Genomic DNA, 22,123 nt, shown 5'->3' on the forward strand with positions numbered 1-22,123 from the left:
AGGATAACCCCTGGTCAGAGAGACTCTACGCAACCAAGGACAGCTCAGGTAGCTGGGTGCTGGGGCAGCAGGAGTGTGTCCACGGTCCTGAGGGGACCGTCTACGTTGAAGAGCCGAGGCATCCAAGGAGGCCGCGGTTCTGCTGATCATGTCCACGGCTCTGACCGGGCCGTCCAGCTTGAAGGCACGCCGAGCACTGCCACCTACCGTCCACACAGAGAGGAGAACCACGCAACGCTGGTCGCCCCTGCATGCACGTGGTCGAGGCCGCGCACCACAACGCCGATCGGCCCTGCGCTCCTGCCGTCCCCAACCTCCGCGTGGAGGCATGGAACTGGGCCCTTGAGAACCGACGAGATGACGGCTCACTCCCCACCGGCAGGGAGATCGCGCTCCGTTTCAACTGCAAGGAACAAGGAATGCTGGGGCCGTCCGATCAAGCGGTACGGCCGGCGTCGGCACGATTATCGACGTTCGTCGGTCCCTTCCCGCATTGGTCGGCGTCAGGGCTCAGCCGTGTGGTGCGAGTGATGGTCTGCACGCTGTCCTCCAGCGTGCTGTGTTCGTCGATGATCTGCTCGACGCCGTGGGGGAGGAGGTCGCGGTGCAGGTACCAGGAGCGCATTTCGGCTTCGCCGAACTCGGCGGCTTGGGGGCGCGTGCCGTGGCGGCGCAGGGTCTCGACGAGGGGGACGTCCAGGTAGAACAGGCGGGTGGTGCCGCGGTGGTCGGCCGCCAGTCCGGTGAGCATGGCGCCATAGCGCTCGGCGGCCAGGATGCCCTCGATGACGACGTGGTACCCGCTGTCCAGGGCGTGGCGCGCCATGAGGGAGATCATCGAGATGTTCGTCCCGCCGGGCACGTCCTTCTCCTTGAGGACCTTCCGGCGGATGTTGTCCTGGCCGATGATCGCCATCGGTGGGCCGTGGTGCCGTCGGAGGGCTTCGGCGATGGTCGACTTGCCCGAGCCCGAGTTGCCGCGGAGGACGATGAGCCGGGTGTCGGGCGTCCCGGTCGGCTCGGAGCGGAGGCTTGCAGCAGGATGCTGTGGTCGAACGCCGCCACGCTAGTCGGGCCATGGTGCGGACGCGCACCGTTACAACTTCCTTCCCCGTTCCTTCCCCGGCCGAGTTTGGATTCCGGGCTGCCAGGCAGCCCAAGCTCTCGGGGCCGGGCATAGAGCGTTCCTTATTTGGGAGGGCTCTCGCCCTGTGTACGGGGAGCCTTGGGGGAGGCGGGAAGCGGGTTGACCTTCGTGGCGGCGGACGCCGCAGAGCCGGTTGGCCCATTGCTCGACGTGCTTCAGACGATCCTGTGCGTGCGCTGGATTGCGTTGAGGAAAGCAGTCCACTCTCCAAGCGGGAAGCTGAGGTGGCCCTGCTCTCGGTGTTTGGTGTCCCGCACGGCGGCACCGGCTTCCGGGTGCTGTGCGACCTCGACGCAGTCCTGGCGGTTGCCGCTATAGGAAGACTTGCGGAACTTCAGCTCGCTCATCGGTCTCACTCGTCAGACTGCCGCTCGCTCGACAACTCGCGCATCGCCTGCTGGATGAACTCCACCGACTTCGCCGCCGTGAGTGCCGCGCCCTGGAGGTTGGCCCACACGTCGTTGTAGGTGGCGAGTTCAGCTGGCTCCTCTACGAACAGGCTAGCTGTGACGGTCTCGGTGAAGGCCACGGGGGTGTCCAGGGGGTCGGGGAAGTCGAGGATGGTGAAGGAGCCGTTGGAGGCCTGGTGCTCACCGTTGGCGAACGGGAGCACGCGCAGGTCGACGTTGTGGCGGGTGGCCATGTTGCACAGGTGCTGGAGCTGCTCGAGCAGCACGTCCCTGCCGCCGATCCAGCGCCGCAGGGCGCCTTCGTCCAGGATGGCCGCATAGCGGGGCGGGTGGATCCGGTTCAGGATCTGCTGGCGCTCCATACGGCCCTGGACGTGGCGTTCGACGATGGCGTCGTCCTGTGCGTTGCCGGCGCGGAAGACCGCTTCGGTGTAGTCGGGGGTCTGCAGTAGACCGGGGACCAGCTGGGCCTGCCAGTTCCTGATGCCCGAGGCCTCGGCCTCCCAGTCGGGGAGTGCGCGCTCGCCGAAGATGTCGCGGTACTTCCACCACCAGCCCCGCTCCTTGGACTCCTTGGCCAGGCGCGACATGGCTTCGCGGGTCGTGGAGTCGGTGACCTGGTAGAGGTCCATGGCGGCGGTGAGGTCGGATGCCTTGATCCCCTGCTTGGCCGCTTCGATCTTCGTCAGCTTCGAGTGCGGCCACCCCAGCCGCTTGGCCGCCTGGGCGCCGGTGAGGTCGGCGTTCTCGCGGGCCTTGCGGAGCTCGGCGGCCAGGCGTCGGCGGCGGACCGAGGGGCTGTAGGGGCGCTGCATGGGACCACACTCTAGACCAACCAACGAGGGATTTTTTCTCTACTTCCCTTGAAAAATCGAAAACTTCGATCGACTATGGATGTCACCTCGAGATTTCTCAGCGTAGCGACGTTTGGTCGCAATCGGAGCTGATACCTGTGACTTCAGTGAGAGACGTCGGGACCATCCCAGCCCCGGCAGGAAGCCGACGACCCCCCTCAGGCCAGAACGAGCGCTCCGGCCGTCGCCGCGGTCGGGCCCAGCGCTCCCGCCCCTACACACAGCACCTCGTCCTGAACCTCCCAGACCTGTGCTGGATGGCGATGGACCACCACACGCGACGGGCCCTCACATGCGGGCCTGCCCTCCGTGCTTTTCACACCGCACGCTCCCCTGGTGAAGAGGTGGTCGCGATCGCCGTCTCCGACCTGGGGGTGCTGGAGGCAGTGCTCGCTGATCCCGGCTCGCTTAGGCGAGTGCATTCCTTCGCCGCGGGTGAGCCTGTCGGCAACCAAGGAGGCGCGGTGGAGCAGCGCTTGGTCGTCCAGATGTCCCAAGGAGCGGCGGCGTGAACGGTGACCAGCACATAGGCGAGCCCTTGCTGACCCCAGCAGAGGTCGCGGCCACGTTCCGGGTGGATCCCAAGACCGTGACCCGCTGGGCGAAGGCGGGGAAGCTCACCTCCATTCGTACCCTCGGCGGGTACCGGCGCTACCGGAAGGCCGAGATCCGCGCCCTTCTAGGACTCCACCAGGGATAGCGGCGATGAACTTTCCCGACCCCGGCCTGGCGATCAGTGATCCGCATCCGGAGATGATCCACGTCGACACCGGCCCCGCAGGCCCCTGGCTCCTTCTCGGAGCCGGTGTGGAGATCGCGTTGACCGGCCCGCATGCCGCCGCCTACCTGACGCGGCTGGCCGCGGCGCAGTCCATCGCCCGCGCACACCTGAGCGCAGCCGAGCCGCACCGGCCCACCGGCACCAAGCACCGCTTCACCGTGCACCTCGACATCGAAGACGAACAGGACTTCCGCGCCGAACACGGCATGGGCGCAGACGACCCGCTCCGCCCCGTGCTGGCGGCCGCCCTGCGCGACGAGCCGGAGAGCCTGGGCCTGCAGAGCGGCTGGTGGAGGAAGACCCGCGTGACGTGAACAAGGCCGCTCGCCGGGGGTACACCGCGCCGGGCGGGCGGCACAGCAGAGAGAAGACCCGTCATGGCATTCGAATCCTCAGCCAGAATCCTCTACTTCCCGCGTGCGCGGGCAGCCGAGCCCGACCCGGTCACCGAGCACGCCGACGACCTCTACGACGCCCTGTCCGAAGCGCTGAGTGAGCGCGAAGACAGGACCGGGCAAGGCGACGAGCGCGACGCGGCCCTGCAGATCGCCGACGCCGCCCTCACCGCTCTGGACGAGCACCTGCGCTCCGGAGGGGTCCTGCCCACCCCGTGGAAGAACGCCGCCCGCCCCGGCGACCACTGAGCATCTGCGGAAGCGCACCCGCGGGCGCTGAACTCCTCCACACCTCCGTGCCGAGGAGCGCCCGTGGGCAGGCCACCACCACCGAACCACCAGCGCGCCGGGCAAGAGGGGGCCCGACGCCATCCCCGGGCGCGCCGAACGCGAGCACGGCGGCGCCCACCGGGCCCCTCCGCCCCTGATCGGCGGAGGGGCCCGAGAGGGGGTACTCCTGCCGGCGCCTGGTCGCCGGCGCGCTTATAGGGGGGGCACTTGCGGCCCACGCCCGGGCGAGGCCGGGGTTTGACCAGAGGCGATGAGCCACACCACCCGCATCGATCCAGGCGGCCGCGCGGGTGGGCCAAGCCCAGTCCACCAGTACCGCCCTCTCGCCAGAGATCAGGACGTTGCCGGGGTTCAGATCGGTGTGGGTCAGCGCCGTCCCGTCGAGCAGGTCCACCTCACCGGCTGACCAGGCCTGACACCTGCTATCTTCGTACGTGTGTTCTAGTCGTGGTTGGGGAAGACCTCGACGGGAACGCAGCGGCGCCCCACTCTCTCGGCGGGAGAGTGGGGCGCCTTTCGTCGTGTTCGCCCTCGGGGTGGTATGCCGGGTAGCGGGTTCAGGAGGCTGGCCACCCATGCAGCGCCAGACGGTTCCCCTCCAGCCATGCCCGGATGCCCTCGGCCGGGTAGCCGATCGTGCTCGACGGCAGCACGCGCGGGTCGGCCCACACGAGCTTGCCGGCCTTGTCCGGCTCGGCGACGACCGGTTCCCCCGACCACTTCTCGGCGAGGAAGAACATGCCGACACGGGCGAGGTCCTCGCGCTGCCGGTGGTGCACGACGGCCACCAGGGACAGATCGGCGGGGTCGATGCTCACGCCGACCTCTTCCCGGGCTTCCCTGGCCGCTCCGTGCGGGATCGGCTCGCCCTCGTCGAGGTGTCCCGAGGGCAGGTGCAACATCCCGTCGCAGTACCCCGTTCCCTGCCGCTCCAGCAGAAGGACCTCGTCGCCTCGCTGCAGGATCACATGGACGTCGATGATGCTGCGGTAGCGCTCCGGCACGGGTCACCTCATCAGGCGGATTCACGGTGTCGCCTGAGACCATAGCCCTCTGATGGTGCTGGTGAGCCCCGAAAGCAGCGACTCGATCGCCTCCGGCCCATGCGAGGTGTCGGCGACCACGGTCCGCACGCCTTCCTGTTCTGATGCGGCGGCGGCCCCTCGGTACAGCTCGACCTCGCGTTCCGGAAGAGCTGGATCGTCCTCGAACCGCCCGTGGGAGCCGCGCACATCGAGCCGCTCGCGCAGCACCGACGGCGGCGCGGTGAGCACGAATTGCAGGTCCGGCGGGTCGGCGTAGGCGTTGATGCAGCGAACGGCCGCCTCTGGCACGCCGTCGATCCCGGCTTGCAAGACCAGGGACGACAGGGTGTACCGGTCGAAGACCACGACCTGTCCGGCCTCGACGGCGGGCAGGATCTCGGTTTCGAGGTGGTGGTACCGGTCGGCGCCGACCAGGCACGCCAGCGCCATGCCCTTGTACTCGCTGGTGTGGCGGCGGGCGAATTCGCCCAGGGGCGCGCGCGAGGGTTCGGTGGTGGCGTGCACGGGCACCCCGGCGCCCGTGAGTCGTTCGGTGAGGTTGCGGAGCAGGGTGGACTTCCCGGCGGCGCCGGGGGCCCTGGGGCTCTCGGTCGCTGCTCATGCGGAAACGGGGCGTCGTCACGGGCCAAGTACGAACGACTAGGGTGGGACTGACTCCTTATCCGCTAAGCCACTATGGAGGCGGAAGCCATGGGCTCAGGAACCGAAGGCCTCGACAGCTCTCAGGACTACCTGACGCCTCCTGGCCAGGCCGATCCCGACACCTGGACGAAGATGGCCGGCAACCGGGGGGTGCAGCGGCTTCTGGAGGTCGTCGAGGTCGAGCCCCCGAGTCCGGTCGCCAAAGCCCTCGGGCTCTCAGGCACGGAGACGGCAGTCGTTCGCAGAAGGCTCATGCTGCTGGACGACCGCCCGGCAGAACTCACCGACTCCTACTACCCCTCGTCCATCGCCCGCGGAACCACTTTGGCCGAGCCGGGAAAGATCAAGGGCGGAGCCGTCAGGGCCCTGGCCGACCTCGGGTTCACCGCGCACGACGTCCTGGAGGACGTAAGCGTCCGTCCTGCCACCGCCGACGAGGCGCTGCAGCTCGGCCTGCCCGACGAGGCCGTGGTCCTCGCCCTGTTCCGGGTGGTGCTCGCCGAGGACGGAACGCCCTTCGAGGTGTCGACGATGACGATGAACCCGGAGGGACGCCACCTTCGCTACCGCATCAGGATGGGATGACATGGCCCGCAAACGCGACCCGCGCCCCCGCCACCAGCAGATCGCGGCGGAGATCCGTGCCCTGATCATGTCCGGGGACATGCCGCCGGGACAGCGCCTGCCCACCACGGCGCAGCTCATGGAGCGGTACCAGGTCACCAGCCAGACGGTCCAGCGCACATTGGGCGTCCTGAAGGAGGAGGGCTTCCTTGTCGGGCGGGCCGGTGTCGGTGTCTTCGTGCGAGGGGAGGCGCCATTGGCGATCCAGCCGGCCGCCTACATGCCCCCCGCCGACGGACAGGATCCTTACCGCTGGATGACCGAGGCCGAGCGGCGTTCGCAGCAGGGCGCCGTCGACCTGCTGAGTGTGGAGGAGGTGAGGCCTCCCCAGCGCATCGCCGAGTTCTTTGAACTGGGCGAGGACGGCAGAGCGGTCCGCCGCCGCCAGCTGCTGCTCCTCGACGGCGAGCCTGTCGAGCTGGCTGATGTCTTCTTCCCTGCAGAGCTGGCCCATGGCACCGCGCTCACCGAGAACAAGCGCATCCGCGGCGGAGCCCCCAAGCTGCTCGCCGATCTCGGCTATCCGCCCGATGAGTGGGTCGACCGTGTTTCGACCCGGCTTCCCACCAGCGAGGAGCTCAAGCTCCTCGAACTCCCCGACGATGCGCCGGTCCTGCGGACCCTGCGCGTGGTCTACGGCGCGGGGCGCCCTGTCCAGGCGGAGGTCTTGATCAAGGGCGGGCACTTGTACGAGCTGATGTATCAGCAGGACATTCGCCGACCCTGACCGCAGGGGTGAGAAGACCCTGACTCCACCGGCTCACTCACGCGTACTACCTTGATGGATTAAGTGATAAGCAACTAAGGTCGCGTATGAGTCGCCTGGACGACCTGCTCCGGTGCGTACTGAGGCCGCATGACTTCGACGAGCGAGACCTGGAGTGCTGAGCGCGATGGACACCTTCGAGATCAACGGGCTGCGCCTGCGCTGTGTGATCGGTTGCAGCGAGCACGAGCGCAAAGACCGCAGCGACGTAGTGGTCGACCTGCACATCCACGCCGACATGCGGGTGGCGGGCCGCAGCGACCAACTCATCGACACCTGGAACTACCGCACCCCTACCAAAGCGATCATCACCGCGCTCCGAGACGAGACGAGACAGTGGCACACCGTCGAGGCGCTGGCCACGGATATCGCCCGCATCGTCGTGATCGACCACTGCGCTCCCATGGTGCGGGTCCGCGTCCACAAGCCGGGCGCCTTGCGCTTCGCCGACAGCGTCGGCGTGGTCATCGAACGCACGCCCGCCGACTTCGCTCCGGCGGCCACTGCTTCGCGCATCGAGGAGGCAACGCGATGAAGCCGCAAACCTCGCCCTTCGGCCCTCAGAGCATCAGGGGAGCAGACCCTGCACAGGTGGACATGTCCCGCGCCATCGGGGCTGCCGAGGCCCTCCTGGAGGCCTTCGGCATGGACACCTCCTCGGAGGCGACCAAGCGCACTCCGGAGCGAATGGTCTCGGCCTACCAGGAACTCCTCACCCCCCGCACCTTCGACCTGACCACCTTCCCCAATGACGAGGACTACGACGAACTGCTCATCCAGCGCGACATCGCGTTCGTGAGCCTGTGCGAGCACCACGCCCTGCCCTTCACTGGCAAGGCCACCGTCGGCTACCTGCCCGGGGCGCGGATCGTCGGCCTGTCGAAGCTGGCCCGCGTGGTGGAGATGTTCTCGCGCCGCCCACAAGTACAGGAACGCCTGACCAAGCAGATCACCACGTGGCTGGACGACAGGCTCAGCCCCCGCGGTGTGGGAGTGGTGATGCGCGCCGAGCACACCTGCATGACGCTGCGCGGTGTCCAAGCGCCCGGGACCACGACACTGACCTCTTCCTTGCGGGGTGCGCTGCTGTCCGACGAGCGAACCCGGGCCGAGTTCTTCTCACTGGGAGGTGCCGCCCGATGAGCCCGCCGGTGGAGCCACTAGTGATCGGTGTCGGCTCCAATCTCGACCCCGCCCGCCACGTGCCGGCAGCCCTGGACCTGCTCCACGAGTACGCCTGCATTGCGGACCATTCCTCCTATTACCGCTCCCCGGCGATCGGGCTCCCCGCAGGAGCTCCCGCCTTCGTCAACCTCGCCGTGCTCGTGCACTGGAGCTCGTCGTTGACCGACCTCAAACGGGCCCTGGAACAGATCGAGACAACCCAGGGACGCCGCCGGAGAGAAGGGGCGTGGGTGTCGCGAACCCTCGACCTGGACATCCTCACCGCCGGCCCTACCTGCGCCGAGATCGGGGCCTCCAGGGTTCCCCACCAGGACCTTGAGCGTTGCGCACACACGGCCGTCCCCGTGGCCGAACTCATCGGCGATCACTTCCACCCCGCGCTCGGCATCACCTATGCGCAATTAGCCCGGACGCTGGACGACTCCCACCTCAGGCGCATCGACTCCCTCAGCGAAGGGACGGTGCCCTGATGACGTGGCACAGCCGAGGCATGGCGATCATGTGCGCCCCTTGTCGGCGCCAGGGCGGCTATTTCGTCCCCGTGAGGGATCTCGTGCTGGCCTCCCTGGAGGGAACCGAGACGCCACACCCGATCTACTCGCTGGTCGCCCTGGTCAACGCCTGGGAAGTGACGAGCCTGCTCCGAGAACGCGGTGTTGACCGGATCACCGTCGCCATCGATGACCTGGCGGTCGTGCGCAGCTGGATGCTCCCTCCGGAGAGCGTGCCGTTCGCCGACCTCTGGCCTCACCTGGAGAGCTCGTTCGCTCATGTGGTCGAGACCGCTGCCATGCCCATCGACATCAAGCTGTGGTCGCAGGTCGTGGACGAGATGACCTGCGACTACGAGGCCATGGTCGCCTCCCTGGCCGAAGCGTGTCTCAGCGGCTTCGAAGTAGATTCACAGCTACGGGGGGCGTTCGGACGGGAGGTCGCCAAGCGCCTGAGATTCGAACGTGCCACGGGGCGGGGCGACAGCGAAGAGGACCTGCGCGCCCGCGCAGCTGCCCAGGTCGCCAACTACGCGGCCCAGGGCGTGCTGCTCAACTCCCGGGGGATAAATGCCTACCTGGGGTGGACCGAAGAAGAGATCGCGCTCATGTCAATAGCCGCCCCTGGCTTCGCTGACGTGGTGCTTTCTCAGACCTACGGAACCGTCCCTCGAGAGCAGGGAGATTGGTCGGCCTTGCCCGCCCGATTCGCCGATCTGCGTGAGGAGTTGCAGCTCTACTCCGATGACCTGCCGCAGACCCCTGGGCGCATCCGTCCCGGCCTCGCCGACGCGGTTCAGGCGGCGATGGTCGAGCTGGTCACCGTGGGCACCGAGGCCGTCGGTGAGCGGAAGCTCAAGGCCCTCAACCGGGTTCTGCCGGGCGGACCGATGAACCGCAACCGGGTCGAGGCACTGCTGGAGGAGGTCGTGAGTCAGCGCCTTGGGCCTGGCTGGCGGCTGGAGCAGGCGGCCAAGAAGCTCTGGTGCCACATGGCCTCCCGGTACACCGACAACGAGGCCGAAGAGGAGTACGCCCGCCATGCGCGTGTGCTGCGAGCTCTTGACGAGGCGCTTCCTGCGTCCGTCGATCACCACGTCGCTCTTGCGCTGACGGGCTCGCTCATCGACGCCCCGGATGGAATGTGGCATCCCTACTTCAGCGATATCGACGTGATGCCGCTGTTCGCAACCGCCCCCTCCGAAGAGGTGCTCACACAGGTCAGAGCAATCTACGCCGCAGTTCCCCGCCCTTCTTGGCTCTACCTCAATGAAGGGGCCAAGGCGGGGGTGGCCGGCCTGTCCCGTGATCCGGCCCGATCGCTGTTCGCCGCGGACCGGCTCTCCACACTGACCGGGGCCGAGTTCGCCAAGCTCTCCAGGCTCGTCGCTCCCATGCGCCGCATCGGTGGCTCCGCCGTGGTCTTCGACGAGTTCCTCTCCGCTTATCGCCATGAGAAGTCGGCCCGGGACCTGAATTCGAGAAACAGCCGATGACCGCTGAACAGCGCTGGGCACTGGTCACAGGAGCCTCTCGGCGCACCGGTGCCCACCTGGCTCGCACGCTGGCCGCCCATGGCTACCATCTGCACCTGCACTCCAACGCCAGCGCCTCGGATGTCCTGGAACGCGCCCTGAGCAGAGAACACGGCATCCGCGTCATCGCGCACCACTACGACCTCACCGACACTTCGAGCATCGACCGGTGGGCACATGAACTTGCGAACGGGCCGTACCCACCGCGTCTGGTCGTCAACAACGCATCCGTCTTCCCCGAACCCCACGCCGTGAACGACACCGCGGCCCTGCAGGAAAGCCTCGCTGTCCACCTCCTGGCGCCGGCCGCATTGACCGCGGCTCTCCTGCCCGGAGGCGGCCACATCGTGAACCTTCTCGACGCCCGGCTTCGCTCGTGGGACGCCATCCGGCCTGGCTACGAGCTGGCAAAGCACGCTCTGGCTGCGCACACACGGCTGGCGGCCAAGCAACTCGCCCCCCGTGTTCGGGTCAACGCAATCGCCCCCGGCCTCCTTCTTCCTCCGCCGGGGAAAGACCAGGCACACCTCGATGGACTGGCACGGCAGCGCAGTCCCATGGGGGTGCCCGCACGGCTGGAAGACGTAGCTTCTGCCCTGCTCTTCCTCGAGAAGGCCGTCTCCATCACCGGCGAGATCATCCACGTCGACGGCGGCGAGCACCTCGGCCCCAAGGCAGGGGCCCAGCGCCTGACAGCGTGGCAGACTGAATCCACAACCAGCCCGGATGCCGGACTGACCAGCCATAAGAGACAGGGACAGTTGTGAGCGGAGACATCGGAGCCGATCTCGGACAGCGAGTCGTCACCGCCGTGCAGAACGCCTTCAGCGTCGACTGCACGATCGAGGACGCCGCCGTGCGCCCCTCCCAGCGAGAAGGCGTCGACTACCAGATCAATGCCGCCATGGCGCTGGCCAAGCGGCTCCGACGACCCTCCCGGGAGATCGCTGCCGAGATCGCCTCCCACCTCGAAATGGGCGCCATGGCCCGAACCGTGGACGTGGCGGGCCCCGGGTTCATCAACATCACCCTGTCCGACACCTGGATCGGCGAGCACACCGCCCGCCTGGCCGCCGACTCCCGCCTCGGCTACCGGCCCGCCGCCCCGCAGCGCATCGTCATCGACTACTCCTCGCCCAACATGGCCAAGGAGATGCACGTCGGCCATCTGCGCTCCACCATCATCGGAGACGCCCTGGTCCGCCTCTTCGAATTCGCCGGACACGAGGTCGTCCGCCAGAACCACCTCGGCGACTGGGGGACCCCCTTCGGCATGCTCGTCGAACACCTGGTGGACGAAGGCCTGGACCGGCAGGAGTTCTCCATCTCCGACCTCAACGAGTTCTACCGCGAGGCTCGCGAGAAGTTCGACGGCGTGGAAGGGTTCGCCGACCGGGCCCGTGCCCGCGTGGTGGCCCTGCAGGCCGGAGACCCCGACACCCTGGACCTCTGGGACCGGCTCCTGGGAGAGTCCAAGCGGCACATCGAGGACGTCTACGAACTCCTCGGCGTCAAACTCGGTCCCGGCGACTACAAGGGCGAGAGCACCTACCAGCCGGTCCTGGGCGACGTCGCAGACGAGCTGTTGCGCCGCGGCCTGGCCGAGTGGAGCGAGGGCGCCTTGTGCGTGTTCCTCGAAGGCTTCACCGGCCGGGACGGCGACCCGCTCCCGCTCATCGTCCGAAAGCGCGACGGCGGCTACGGCTACGACGCCACCGACCTGGCCACCATCCGCTACCGGGCACAGGACCTCAAGGGCGATCACCTGGTATACGTGGTCGGCTCCCCGCAGGCCCAGCACTTCGCGCTGATCTTCGCAGCGGCCCGCAAGGCCGAGTGGATCAGCCCGGAGACGACCACGACGCACGTGGGCTTCGGCAGCGTCCTGGGCCAGGACGGCAAGATCCTGCGCACCCGCGCCGGCGCTTCCCTCAAGCTGACCGACCTCCTCGAAGAAGGGGTGCAGCAGGCTGCTGCCGTCATCGCCGACCGCACCGATCTGAACGAGGGCGAGCGCGCCGAGATCGCCCGAGCCGTGGGCATCGGCGCCATCAAGTACGCCGATCTGTCCACCGACAGGATCAAGGACTACGTCTTCGACTGGGACCGGATGCTCGCGATGGAGGGCAACACCGCCGTCTACCTCCAGTACGCTCTCGCGCGCATCCGGTCCATCATGCGCCGAGCCCAGGCCGTTCCCGAGCTCGGGGCGCCGGTGGCGGTCGGGGAAGGCGCTGAGCGAGACCTTGCACTGGTGCTGGCACGCTTCCCCGATGCGGTCGACACCGCCTTGCGGCATCTGCAGCCGCACCGGCTGGCCACGTACCTGTTCGAGCTGGCCACGACCTTCAGCTCGTTCTACGAGAACTGCCCGGTGCTCAAGTCCGAAGGGACGGTCCGCCAGTCCCGGCTAGCCCTGGCTGCGCACACGGCGGCTGTACTGGAGCGGGGCCTAGGACTTCTGGGGATCGACGCTCCCGAACGGCTCTGATGAACACTTCCTCGTGGGGCCCCGTCGGCTTGGGGAGCCCCACGAGGATGTCCCCTCGTGCCGGCATCGTCCACCGGGTGTTCCCGTTGACGTCCGACACCTCTTTCCACAGCCACCCAAGAATGACCACACGCCAATCCAGACAAACTATGCAATGATCACCTTGCGGACATATTTTCTCATTTAGCGGCAAAGAAGGCGGGCGGGCGATTCTGTCGGCAGCAGGGTCCACGATGGCGCGAAGAATCCCTCTCTCCAACGAGAAAGGCCCTCCCATGAGCCGTCTTTTCGACCGAATGAGCACTGAGGCACTCAAACCGGTCACGTTGTACGACTTGTACGCAGCACAACGAAAGATCGGCGCGAAGCGTCCGGAACGTCCACAGGGCGCCATTGAGTTGCTCAAGCGAGTCGAGGGCGATCCGGGCATGCAGCAGTGGGCCCACGAGGTCCGCTCGAGGGGGCGAGGGTTGCTGCCCGCCTTCTACAGCTGCGCCACGGTCGTCAGTGCCGACAACGTTCTGCGCTACATCGACGACACCACATCGGGCCGCGAGTTCGGCACCGGGATGCTGCTCTTGCCCGAGGAGGTGCTGGAGATCTTCGGCACGGCCTCGGCTGCCGCCGTCGTCCCGCCTTATCCCGTCATGTTCATCGAGGCGAAGGCCGTCGACAACTTCATGGGCATCGACTCGTTCGGGTGGACTGTCGTACGTGTCCCCCGGGACGAAGGCGGATGGGAGATGCAGGCATCGCTCATCGTCGAATGGGAGAAGGGCCGACCGGTCGGGCCGCTGTTCACCCTGCTGTGGGAACTCGACGGGCAGGGCCGCTACGTCAAGGAGATGCGTGACGGCAAGCGGCACCCGTCCCTGCCTCAGTTGGCAGTGATGTACCCGACTGATCCGTGCCAGTCCGATCCTGACCTGCTTGAACGCATGTGCGCCCCGTACCTGGACGGCTTCAATGGAGCCATCGCCCTGCTCGGACTGACACTCGGCTTCATGAACTGCAAGAACGTCACACAGGTCGACAACGACCCGCCGGCCCGGCTCTCGCGTGCCCACCGCAAGCGGCGCGGCCGCCCTCTCACCCGCTATCAGACCCTCGACATCCGGCCGATGACTCGCGCCTTGGACCGCGATGGACGGGCCCGCGAGGTGGGCCTGGGCCAGGCGCTGCACACCTGCCGGGGCCATTTCAAAACCTACAAGCCCGAGTCCCCGCTCTTCGGGCGGGTCTCGGGCCAGTTCTGGTGGCAAGAGCACGAGCGGGGTGAAGCCCGCAATGGCGAGGTCGTCAAGGGCTACCGACCTCATCCGCCCCGTCGCGCGGGGCAGGTGGGCGAGGGCTACAGGAAGGCGGCCGCGTCGAACGGGCCAACGTCGGCAGAGGATGGCACTGCCCTAGCCGCCCATCAACGCTTACAAGACCAGGTCGCCGCCGCCCTCGCCGACCGCGGGCTGCGGGTTCTGAGTCCGGCTCCGACCGAGCCGCAGTACGACCTGGCGTGCGAGGCCAACGGTGGGCTGTGGCTGATCGAGGTGAAGACGACGACGGCCGCCAACGAGACCGGCCAGGTCAGGGCGGCGATCGGCCAGGTCCTGCATTACCAGGAGATCCTGCGCGAAGTGACGACGCTACCGCTGCACTGCGCCATCGCGGTTGGCAGCGCCCCTCGGGATGCCGCTCTGGAGCGGACCTGCCGAGGGCAGGGGATCGAGCTCGTGTGGCCGGGGACCTTCGCCGACTTCGCCGATGGTCTGACGAATACGCCCACATCTTCCTGACTACCAGTCCCTCCCCGCCGACGGCCACAGCTGTGGACACGCGATGGATGGCGACATTGGTGGGGCCGAAGGCGGTGCCTTGGAGGTTCGCGTCCTGTCCGAGCCGGTCCGCCGCTCGTCGGGCCACGGTCAGGAAACGCGGGACTGCCGCCGTGTCGAACTCCGCGGCCGCGGCAGTGGCGGCCGCGAGGCGCAGGCCCCCGTATACGCTCAACTCCTCAGGCGTCCCGGGGTCCATGCGTGACTCGAGGGCGTTGGTCGCACCCATCGCGAGCTCGGATGCCTCGGAGGGGCGACGCCGGGAGATGAAGACGTAGGCGAGCCGGTAGGCCCCGACGGCCGCGAGGAGCGTGTCACCAGCCCATTCCGCGGCCGACATCGCCCGGTCGGCGGCCTGCCAGGCGAGTTGGTGTTCCCCTGTACGCTTCAACACCGCCGCTGCGGTGTTGTAGACCTGCGCGTGGGCAGAGCAGACCGCCGGGCGATCGGCCTCCCGGCCTGTGGCGGCCATCTCGACTTCCCGGATCAGCCGGGGAAGGCGCCGCCCCACCTCCTCATACCGGGTCGCCTGGTAGGCCGCGTAGGCGCGGTCCGCCTCAGTCCGCAGCCGCTCCACATCCGCTGGCGTGGTCTGGTCGCCGGAGTCTTCGATGATGCGTTCCAAGCTGGTGTAACGCATCATCGCGGATTCGATACTGCGGGCGGCGGCGTACCTCACATCGCCCTCCTCCCCGCTGGCGTCGGTCAGTTCATCCAGGGGTACGCGCAGCACACTGGCCATGCGGGTCAGGACGCTGAGCGAGTCGACGGTGGCCTTGCCGCGCTCGACCTGTGACAGCCACGACTCCGAACGCCCGACGAGGCCGGCGAGAGCGGCTTGGGAGATGCCGCGGCGGCGTCGGGCCCGGCGGATGGTCCGTCCCTGGGCGGCTGCTGCCACTGGGCACTCCTTCAAGAGGTGGGGGTTGCCGATCGGACGGCTTGGAGTGCTTGTTCCCAGTTAGGTAGGCGCTGGTCGTAGGGCGCGTGGGGATCGTGCAGGAGGGTGACGGCGGGAATGGAGCGCAGGGTGGCCAGGGAGCGCTGGAAGGCGGGGTGGGAGGCGAGCTGGGGCTTACAGTGGGGCACGACGATGGTGGGCACGTCGTAGCCGACCATTTCGCACAGCAGGCCGACGGCGAACTTGTTGGTGGAGTTGAAGGTCAGCGGGCAGGCCAGCACCGCGTCCGCTGGAGGGAGGCTCTTGCCGGTTCCGGGCATGCGGTACTCCACACGGACCTGTTCGCCGGTGAGCTCGGCGAGCCGGCCGGTGTCGTGGAAGCGGGTCCCGTTCGGGGTTGACAGGACCAGTACCTGGTAGCCGTCGTTGAGCAAGAGCTCGACCAGCCCGGTCGCCCCTTCGGGGACCGGAGCACCGGAGACCACGAGGTAGAGGGTGGGGGCGTTGGCCATGTGGGCAGTGTAGAAGCCGACCTTGGCGCGCTGCGCTTCTCGACCTAAGGCCGGTGCCGACGTGGGCACGGAGGTCGCGCATGCCCGAAAACGAAACAAGGCGCGAGCCGTTCGGCTCGCACCTCGTCGTTGTGGTGTCCGAGGGGGGACTTGAACCCCCATGCCCTTAACGGGCACTAGCACCTCAAGCTAGCGCGTCTACCTATTCCGCCACCCGGACCCGGTCCGCGTCTGTTGCCCGCGGACACGGTCAACCATAGCAAAGGTCTGAGGCCGGGCGTACATCGTTTTCGGGGCGGGTGGAGCATGGGAGGGTCGGATCCAGACGTCGCCGAGAGGAGCTGGTGCACACCATGCCCGAGACCGAAGGCAGCGGGGCCCTCACTGGGGCGGAGGCCGAGGTCGTGGACCTCTGCCGGGAGCTCATCGCCATCGACACCTCCAACTACGGGGACATGTCCGGTCCGGGGGAGCGTCAGGCCGCCGAGTACGTCGCCGGGAAGCTGGACGAGGTCGGCATCGAGCCGCGGGTGCTGGAGTCGGCCCCGGGGCGGACCAGCGTCGTGGCGCGGATCGCGGGGGAGGACCCCGGCCGGGCGCCGCTCCTGGTGCACGGGCACCTGGACGTGGTTCCCGCGGACGCCGCCGACTGGACCCACCACCCCTTCTCCGGTGAGATCGCCGACGGCTGCGTGTGGGGCCGCGGCGCCGTCGACATGAAGGACATGGACGCCATGGCCCTGGCCGTGCTCCGGGAGCGGGTGCGGCAGGGGCGCCGTCCCCCGCGCGACATCGTGCTCGCGTTCCTGGCCGACGAGGAGGCCGGGGGCACCTACGGCGCCCAGTGGCTCGTCGCGAACCACCCCGAGCTGTTCGCCGACTGCTCCGACGCGATCAGCGAGGTCGGGGGGTTCAGCTTCACGGTGCAGGACGACCGGCGCCTCTACCTGATCGAGACCGCGGAGAAGGGCATCGCCTGGATGCGCCTGAAGGCGCGCGGCACCGCCGGGCACGGCTCCATGGTCAACGACGACAACGCCGTCACCGAGCTGGCCGAGGCCGTCGCCCGGCTCGGCCGGCACGAGTTCCCCGTGCGCCTGACCAAGACCGTGCGCACCTTCCTGGAGGAGGTGTGCGAGGCCTTCGGCATCCCCTTCGACGAGGACGACCCCGAGGCGGTGCTCTCCCGGCTGGGCCCCATCGCCGGGATGATCGGCGCCACCCTGCGCAACACCCTCAACCCCACCGTGCTGGAGGGCGGCTACAAGGCCAACGTCATCCCCGGTTCGGCCGGGGCCCAGGTCGACGGCCGGTTCCTGCCCGGGATGGAGGAGGAGTTCTTCGCCGAGGTGGACCGCCTGCTCGGCCCCAACGTGGAGCGGGAGTTCATCCACCACCTGCCCTCGGTGGAGACCGACTTCGAGGGCGGCCTGGTCTCGGCCATGGCGCGCGCCCTGGAAGAGGAGGACCCCGGCTCGCGCGCCGTGCCCTACTGCCTGTCCGGGGGCACCGACGCCAAGAGCTTCCAGCGCCTGGGCATCCGCAACTACGGGTTCGCCCCGCTGCGGCTGCCCCCCGAGCTCAACTTCTCCGGCATGTTCCACGGCGTCGACGAGCGCGTCCCCGTCGACGCGCTGCAGTTCGGCACCCGTGTGCTGGACCGGTTCATCGACCTCAGCTGAGGCGGCCGCCGGGGGCGTGCGGCGGTCCCTGAGCGGCGCCTGGGCAGTGGCAGGGCAGTGGCAGGGCAGTGGTGGAGCGGGCCGGAGAATTTTTTCCGGCCCGTTTCGCAGTTTTCTCCACACCATGAGCGCAGCGTGGTGCTAACGTGACTCTCAGTCTGCGGGACAGGGTCCCGCCGTCGACCGGATCCCCGGTCGGCGCACCGGCACGTCTTCACCCCGAGGTGGCATTCCATGGTGCAGGTCGGCAGCGGTCGGCGGGTCCGTCCCGCCGGTGCCGTGCGCCTGCCGGGCGCTCGCGCCCTGCGCCGCCTCGCGGTGGTCACCGGCCTGCTGGCCGGCGGCTGGCTGTTGGGCGCGTCCGCGGCGCACGCCGCCGAGGACGCCCTGTCCGCCGCCCCGTCCGCAGCCCCCGCCGTCGGCGGGGGCCTGGAGGAGGCCGAAGGGGCCGAGAGCGCCGCACGTGCCGAAGGCGCGGAGAGCGCCGAGGCCGACGGCGCCGCCGAGGGCGCCCCGCTGGAGCGGGTCCGCCAGGTCGGCGAGGCCGCCGGCGGCACCGCCCGCGGGGTGGTCGACGGCGTCGACGACACCGTGCGCACCACCGGTTCGACGGTCGACTCCGGTGTGGAGTCCACCGTCGGCGCCGCCGAGGACGCCGTCGGGGACCGCGTGGTCGCCGACACCGTCCGCAACGGCCGCGACGGGGTGCACGAGGGCGTCCGGGAGATCACCGGGGAGCCGCTGGGCGACTCCCTGGGCGAGGGCGACCTGGCCTCGACCGTGTCGGACGGCCTGGGCGGCGACGCCTCCGGGCGGGTCCGCGACGGGCTGGAGCGCGTCGTCGACCGCGGCCTGGACACCGACCCCGTGCAAACGGGCGACGCCTCCGACGACCGTGGCGCTGACGCCGCGCGGGAGCGCGGCGGCGAGGGCGAGCGCGCCCCCGCCTCCGAGCACGGCCCGGCCGAACGCGGCCCGCGCACCCTGCGCGCCCTGAGCGAGGGCGCCGCGGGCGAGCGGCCGACGGCCGCACCCGGCACCGCCGACCGTGTCGGCGGCGTCGATGACGGCGTCGAGGACGGCGCCGTCCCCGAGACCGACACCTCTTGGAGCGGCTCCGACTCGGCCGCCACCGGTGTGTCCTCGTCTCCCTTCCCCGCGCCCGCGGCCGGCTTCTGGCTGCAGCAGCGCGGTGGCGGCCTGCGCCCCCTCCTGCGGAGCGCGGCCCTTCCCGGCGACCCGACCCTGGTCGTCCGCGACGCCGCGGACGACCCGTCGTTCTCGCCCGACTAGTCCACTCCACTCCGGCGGCGGGCGCCGCCCGGTCCGGCCTGTGCGCCGCGGCCGCCCCGCGCCCCCGCCCTGTCGCCGTGCCCCGCTCCGGCGACCCCCGTGATCTCATCCGCTCCACGGAAAAGGATTTGCGACCCATGTCCAGGACCACACTCGCCGCGTTCGCGGCCGCCGGCATCATCGCCGCGGCGTCCGCCCCGGCCGCCGCCTCCACCACCGGTGGCGACGGGTCGGTGCTCGGCGGCAACCAGGCCGGCGCCGACGCCCAGGCCCCGGTGAACGTCTGCGGCAACGCGGTGGCCGTGCTCGGCACCGCCGTCGCCGGCTGCGAGGACTCCGGGGCCGAGGCCTCCGGCAGCTCGGACGCCCCGACCACCTCCGGCGACGGCTCGACCGGCGGCGGCAACCAGGCCGGCGCCGACGCCGACCTTCCGGTCAACGCCTGTGGCAACGCGGTGGCGGTCGGGGGGAGCGCCACCGCCTCCTGCGACGGGGACGACCGCGAAGACGGCGAGGACGGCCACGAGGACGGCTACGACGAGCCGTTCCCCGAGGAGTCGCCGGACGGCTACGCGCCCGAGGAGGAGGACGAGCGCGAGGACGAGCAGGCCGCCCCCGAGGACCAGGAGAGCCCGAAGGAGGAGGACCGCCGTGATGCCGCCCCCGCCCAGGAGTCCCCGTCCGCCGCTGCCGGTGCCCCGGCCGCGCAGGCCGGCCAGGCCCCCGGCGGCCTGCCGGTGACCGGCTCGGCGGTGCTGGCCACCGCCGGCGCCGGGCTCGCCGCCGCGGTGGCGGGGCTGGCGGCCCTGGCCGTCGGGCGCCGCCGCAGGAGGGCGTGAGACCCCAGGCTTCCCGGTCCTTCGGGACCGGGGGCTGACGCGAGTCCCGCGGGCACGGCCCGCCCGCGGGGTTCACGTCAGCCGCCGCTCGGCCAGAGCGGAGCTGACACAGGGCGTGCACCACCCACGCATCAGGGTGTGACCGTCAGCGCGCCCCCGTCCGGCCCAGGACGTGCCGGTGCCCGAGCCACGGGCACCGGGGCGCGAGCGGTCACGCACGGTTCCATCTCATCCGCAGCAGTTCTCTGAAAGGAAATCCCACATGCGCAAGTGGGTTCGCACCTCCGCCAAGGCGGCCCTGCTCACCGCCGGGTTCGTCGCCCTGGGCGCCGGCGTCTCCTTCGCCGACTCCGCCCCCGTGACCTCCGGGAACGGCTCCATCGGCGGCGGCAACCAGATCGTGGGCAACGCCGACGTCCCGGTGAACGTCTCCGGCAACGCCATCGCGCTGGGCGGCAGCACCGCCAACGCCACCTCCAAGGACACCGGCGCGCACGTCATCGACCCCAGCGGCGACGACGGCCCGGTCACCTCGGGCAACGGCTCGGTGCTGGGCGGCAACCAGCTGGTCGGCGACGCCGACGTGCCGGTGAACGTCTCCGGCAACGCCGTCGCCGGGGTGCTCAGCACCGCCGCCGCGACCTCCAAGGACACCGGCGCCTCCGTCGTCGAGAGCGGCCGCACCGGCCAGAGCAGCCCCATCACCTCGGGCAACGGCTCGGTGCTGGGCGGCAACCAGGGCGTCGTCGACGCCGACGTCCCGGTGAACGTCTCCGGCAACGCCGTCGCGGCCGGGCTCAGCGCGGCCAACGCCGCCTCCAAGGACACCGGCGCGTTCGTCGAGCACCACCGCTCGGGCGACGACGGCCCGGTCACCTCGGGCAACGGCTCGGCGGTCGGCGGCAACCAGCTGGTCGGCGACGCCGACGTGCCGGTGAACGTCTCCGGCAACGCGGTCGGCGCCATCGGCGGGGTCGCCGGTGCGGCCTCCAAGGACACCGGCGCGATCGTCTCCGAGGACGGCGGCGCCGGGAACGGCGGCGGCGGCAACGGCGGCAACGGCGGTGACAACGGTGACGGCGGCGACAACGGTGACGGCTACCGCACCTCGCAGCTGGCCCCCGCCACCGGCGGCCTGGTCGACAAGCTGAGCGAGGCCTCCGAGCCGCTGCACGTCCAGGGCCACGGCGTCGACGCCGGGCCGGTGATGCGGCAGAGCCACGCCGACGTGCACGACATCGTCACCTCGGGCAACGGCTCCATCGGCGGCGGCAACCAGGTGGTCGCCGACGCCGACGTGCCGGTGAACGCCTCGGGCAACGCGGTCGCCGGCGTGCTGAGCACCGCCGCGGCGGCCTCCGACGACACCGGGGCCTTCGTCGAGGACGGCCGCGACCGCGAGGTCATCACCTCCGGCAACGGCTCGGTGCTGGGCGGCAACCAGGGCGTCGTCGACGCCGACGTGCCGGTCAACTTCTCCGGCAACGCGATCGCGGGTGCGGCGAGCATGGCCGCGGCGGCCTCCGAGGACACCGGGGCCTTCGTCGACCACTCCTCCGACGAGGTGGTCCGCACCTCCGACGCCTCGGCCCGTGAGCAGGCGCCCGCCGACTCCGGCTCGGCCCTGCCCGCGCCGCTGGACACGCTGCCGCTCAGCAACGAGCTGCCCTCCGCCCCGACCGGCGGCGAGCTGCCCGGGAGCGAGGCCCTGCCGCTGAGCAACGAGGTGCCCGACCCGGTGAACCTGCCCGCGACCGAGTCGCTGCCGCTGAGCGCCGAAGAGCTGCCCGAGGCGCCGCAGGCGCCCGAGGCCGAGGTTCCCGAGGCGCCCGAGGAGCTCTCGGGCCTGCCCGCCGGGAACTCCGTGCAGGACCCCGTCTCGTCCCTGACCGATGGGCTGGGCCTGGGCCTGTAACCCGGACGGCCGCGCGGCGGCGCGTCCCTACCCTCCGTTTCCGACAGACGCGGTGGACAGGCGGGGGGACCGGGGCGCCGCCCGCGGCGCGAAGGCGAGGCGAGTCCCCGCGGAGGCGTGCGGCCTTCGCGGGGGCTCGCCGCGTGCGTCCGGTGCGCGTGATCACGGCCGGATCCGGTCACCGGGCGGGCGGGGTCCGTATACCGTCATGACCAGGGCATACCGTGGGAGCCCGGCGCCCACCGGAGGTAGTGTGAGGGAATTCACAACGTGCGGACCTGTCGGATGATCCTCCGGCGGACGGTCACCCTGCGGGTGCCGTCGCGGTAGACGCGTACACGGGCCAGTTCCCACCGGCCGTACTCGGCGTGGTCGGTCAACGCCTGCCGTGTCACACTGCGCGACGTCCCCTTCGGGAAGAGGATCTCCCGGTACTCGTACTCCACCATTGCGCCTATTCTGCGACTCCCGCAGGATTCGCGCCACGGGATTCG

Annotated in this window: 22 protein-coding genes, 1 tRNA gene and 2 pseudogenes; 16 read left to right on the forward strand and 9 right to left on the reverse strand. The window is 69.7% G+C overall.

The window, feature by feature from the left end; genetic code table 11:
• Positions 1–436: 436 nt before the first annotated feature.
• From C892_RS28985 to C892_RS0115190, 3 genes are all read right to left on the reverse strand, one after another.
• The gene (locus C892_RS28985; RefSeq protein WP_051060547.1) at positions 437–991 is read right to left on the reverse strand and encodes an AAA family ATPase; all 555 of its coding nucleotides are present in this window, start codon (positions 989–991) and stop codon (positions 437–439) included.
• A 311-nt stretch (positions 992–1,302) separates the two neighbouring features.
• Positions 1,303–1,494, reverse strand: a complete 192-nt coding sequence (locus C892_RS0115185) for a DUF397 domain-containing protein (RefSeq protein WP_017557913.1) — start codon at positions 1,492–1,494, stop codon at positions 1,303–1,305.
• Positions 1,495–1,499: 5 nt separating this feature from the next.
• Entirely contained in the window at positions 1,500–2,372 is an 873-nt protein-coding gene (locus tag C892_RS0115190) for a helix-turn-helix domain-containing protein (RefSeq protein WP_017557914.1), read from the reverse strand.
• Positions 2,373–2,919: 547 nt separating this feature from the next.
• Here C892_RS0115190 and C892_RS0115200 point away from each other — a divergent pair.
• The 3 genes from C892_RS0115200 (at position 2,920) to C892_RS0115210 (ending at position 3,836) form a co-directional block, all read left to right on the forward strand.
• The gene (locus tag C892_RS0115200; RefSeq protein WP_017557916.1) at positions 2,920–3,111 is read left to right on the forward strand and encodes a BldC family transcriptional regulator; all 192 of its coding nucleotides are present in this window, start codon (positions 2,920–2,922) and stop codon (positions 3,109–3,111) included.
• A gap of 5 nt (positions 3,112–3,116) precedes the next feature.
• Complete coding sequence (locus tag C892_RS0115205; RefSeq protein ID WP_017557917.1) at positions 3,117–3,506, forward strand: hypothetical protein; 390 nt, start codon at positions 3,117–3,119, stop codon at positions 3,504–3,506.
• Positions 3,507–3,569: 63 nt separating this feature from the next.
• Positions 3,570–3,836, forward strand: coding sequence for a hypothetical protein (locus tag C892_RS0115210; RefSeq protein ID WP_017557918.1), 267 nt, complete (start codon positions 3,570–3,572; stop codon positions 3,834–3,836).
• Positions 3,837–4,435: 599 nt separating this feature from the next.
• On the opposite strand, the gene C892_RS28990 is transcribed toward C892_RS0115210, so the two are convergent.
• Complete coding sequence (locus C892_RS28990) at positions 4,436–4,882, reverse strand: NUDIX hydrolase (RefSeq protein ID WP_017557919.1); 447 nt, start codon at positions 4,880–4,882, stop codon at positions 4,436–4,438.
• 21 nt (positions 4,883–4,903) lie between these two features.
• A pseudogene (locus C892_RS28995) lies at positions 4,904–5,476 on the reverse strand (dTMP kinase); the annotation flags it as partial.
• A gap of 138 nt (positions 5,477–5,614) precedes the next feature.
• Here C892_RS28995 and C892_RS0115225 point away from each other — a divergent pair.
• The 9 genes from C892_RS0115225 (at position 5,615) to C892_RS32275 (ending at position 14,448) form a co-directional block, all read left to right on the forward strand.
• The gene (locus C892_RS0115225; protein WP_017557921.1) at positions 5,615–6,151 is read left to right on the forward strand and encodes a UTRA domain-containing protein; all 537 of its coding nucleotides are present in this window, start codon (positions 5,615–5,617) and stop codon (positions 6,149–6,151) included.
• Between the two features lies 1 nt (position 6,152).
• Positions 6,153–6,917, forward strand: a complete 765-nt coding sequence (locus C892_RS0115230) for a GntR family transcriptional regulator (RefSeq protein WP_017557922.1) — start codon at positions 6,153–6,155, stop codon at positions 6,915–6,917.
• A 166-nt stretch (positions 6,918–7,083) separates the two neighbouring features.
• The gene (locus C892_RS0115235; protein ID WP_040685449.1) at positions 7,084–7,491 is read left to right on the forward strand and encodes a dihydroneopterin aldolase; all 408 of its coding nucleotides are present in this window, start codon (positions 7,084–7,086) and stop codon (positions 7,489–7,491) included.
• Positions 7,492–7,553: 62 nt separating this feature from the next.
• Complete coding sequence (folE, locus tag C892_RS0115240) at positions 7,554–8,099, forward strand: GTP cyclohydrolase I FolE (protein ID WP_051060556.1); 546 nt, start codon at positions 7,554–7,556, stop codon at positions 8,097–8,099.
• Positions 8,096–8,611, forward strand: a complete 516-nt coding sequence (gene folK / locus C892_RS30025; protein ID WP_083934390.1) for a 2-amino-4-hydroxy-6-hydroxymethyldihydropteridine diphosphokinase — start codon at positions 8,096–8,098, stop codon at positions 8,609–8,611. The genes folE and folK overlap by 4 nt, the downstream gene beginning before the upstream one ends.
• Before the next feature lie 20 nt (positions 8,612–8,631).
• Positions 8,632–10,128, forward strand: coding sequence for a hypothetical protein (locus C892_RS0115250; protein WP_161631987.1), 1,497 nt, complete (start codon positions 8,632–8,634; stop codon positions 10,126–10,128).
• Positions 10,125–10,934 (forward strand): SDR family oxidoreductase, encoded by an 810-nt coding sequence (locus C892_RS0115255; protein ID WP_017557927.1) that lies wholly within the window; start codon positions 10,125–10,127, stop codon positions 10,932–10,934. Before C892_RS0115250 ends, C892_RS0115255 begins: the two co-directional genes overlap by 4 nt.
• A complete protein-coding gene (gene argS, locus C892_RS0115260) occupies positions 10,931–12,658 on the forward strand; it encodes an arginine--tRNA ligase (protein ID WP_026124380.1) in 1,728 nt (575 codons plus the stop codon). Before C892_RS0115255 ends, argS begins: the two co-directional genes overlap by 4 nt.
• Positions 12,659–12,954: 296 nt before the next feature.
• The gene (locus tag C892_RS32275; RefSeq protein WP_239647405.1) at positions 12,955–14,448 is read left to right on the forward strand and encodes a hypothetical protein; all 1,494 of its coding nucleotides are present in this window, start codon (positions 12,955–12,957) and stop codon (positions 14,446–14,448) included.
• 757 nt (positions 14,449–15,205) lie between these two features.
• Here the strand turns inward: C892_RS32275 and C892_RS32280 are convergent.
• The 3 genes and pseudogenes from C892_RS32280 to C892_RS0115275 all read right to left on the reverse strand — a co-directional run.
• Positions 15,206–15,388 (reverse strand): annotated as a pseudogene (locus tag C892_RS32280) (helix-turn-helix domain-containing protein); the annotation flags it as partial.
• An 11-nt stretch (positions 15,389–15,399) separates the two neighbouring features.
• Positions 15,400–15,900, reverse strand: a complete 501-nt coding sequence (locus tag C892_RS0115270) for an HFCD family protein (protein ID WP_017557930.1) — start codon at positions 15,898–15,900, stop codon at positions 15,400–15,402.
• Between the two features lie 132 nt (positions 15,901–16,032).
• A tRNA-Leu gene (locus C892_RS0115275) sits at positions 16,033–16,120 on the reverse strand.
• 133 nt (positions 16,121–16,253) lie between these two features.
• Here C892_RS0115275 and C892_RS0115280 point away from each other — a divergent pair.
• The 4 genes from C892_RS0115280 (at position 16,254) to C892_RS31835 (ending at position 21,629) form a co-directional block, all read left to right on the forward strand.
• Positions 16,254–17,582, forward strand: coding sequence for a M20/M25/M40 family metallo-hydrolase (locus C892_RS0115280; RefSeq protein WP_026124381.1), 1,329 nt, complete (start codon positions 16,254–16,256; stop codon positions 17,580–17,582).
• 234 nt (positions 17,583–17,816) lie between these two features.
• Complete coding sequence (locus tag C892_RS0115285; RefSeq protein WP_020379996.1) at positions 17,817–18,875, forward strand: hypothetical protein; 1,059 nt, start codon at positions 17,817–17,819, stop codon at positions 18,873–18,875.
• A gap of 137 nt (positions 18,876–19,012) precedes the next feature.
• The gene (locus tag C892_RS0115290; protein ID WP_017557932.1) at positions 19,013–19,714 is read left to right on the forward strand and encodes a chaplin family protein; all 702 of its coding nucleotides are present in this window, start codon (positions 19,013–19,015) and stop codon (positions 19,712–19,714) included.
• A 262-nt stretch (positions 19,715–19,976) separates the two neighbouring features.
• Entirely contained in the window at positions 19,977–21,629 is a 1,653-nt protein-coding gene (locus C892_RS31835; protein ID WP_051060548.1) for a hypothetical protein, read from the forward strand.
• Positions 21,630–21,892: 263 nt separating this feature from the next.
• Here C892_RS31835 and C892_RS0115300 read toward each other — a convergent pair whose 3' ends face one another.
• Positions 21,893–22,078, reverse strand: a complete 186-nt coding sequence (locus C892_RS0115300) for a DUF5703 family protein (RefSeq protein WP_017538192.1) — start codon at positions 22,076–22,078, stop codon at positions 21,893–21,895.
• Between the last annotated feature and the right edge of the window lie 45 nt (positions 22,079–22,123).

The organism is Nocardiopsis baichengensis YIM 90130 (assembly GCF_000341205.1).
Lineage (GTDB): Bacteria > Actinomycetota > Actinomycetes > Streptosporangiales > Streptosporangiaceae > Nocardiopsis_A > Nocardiopsis_A halophila.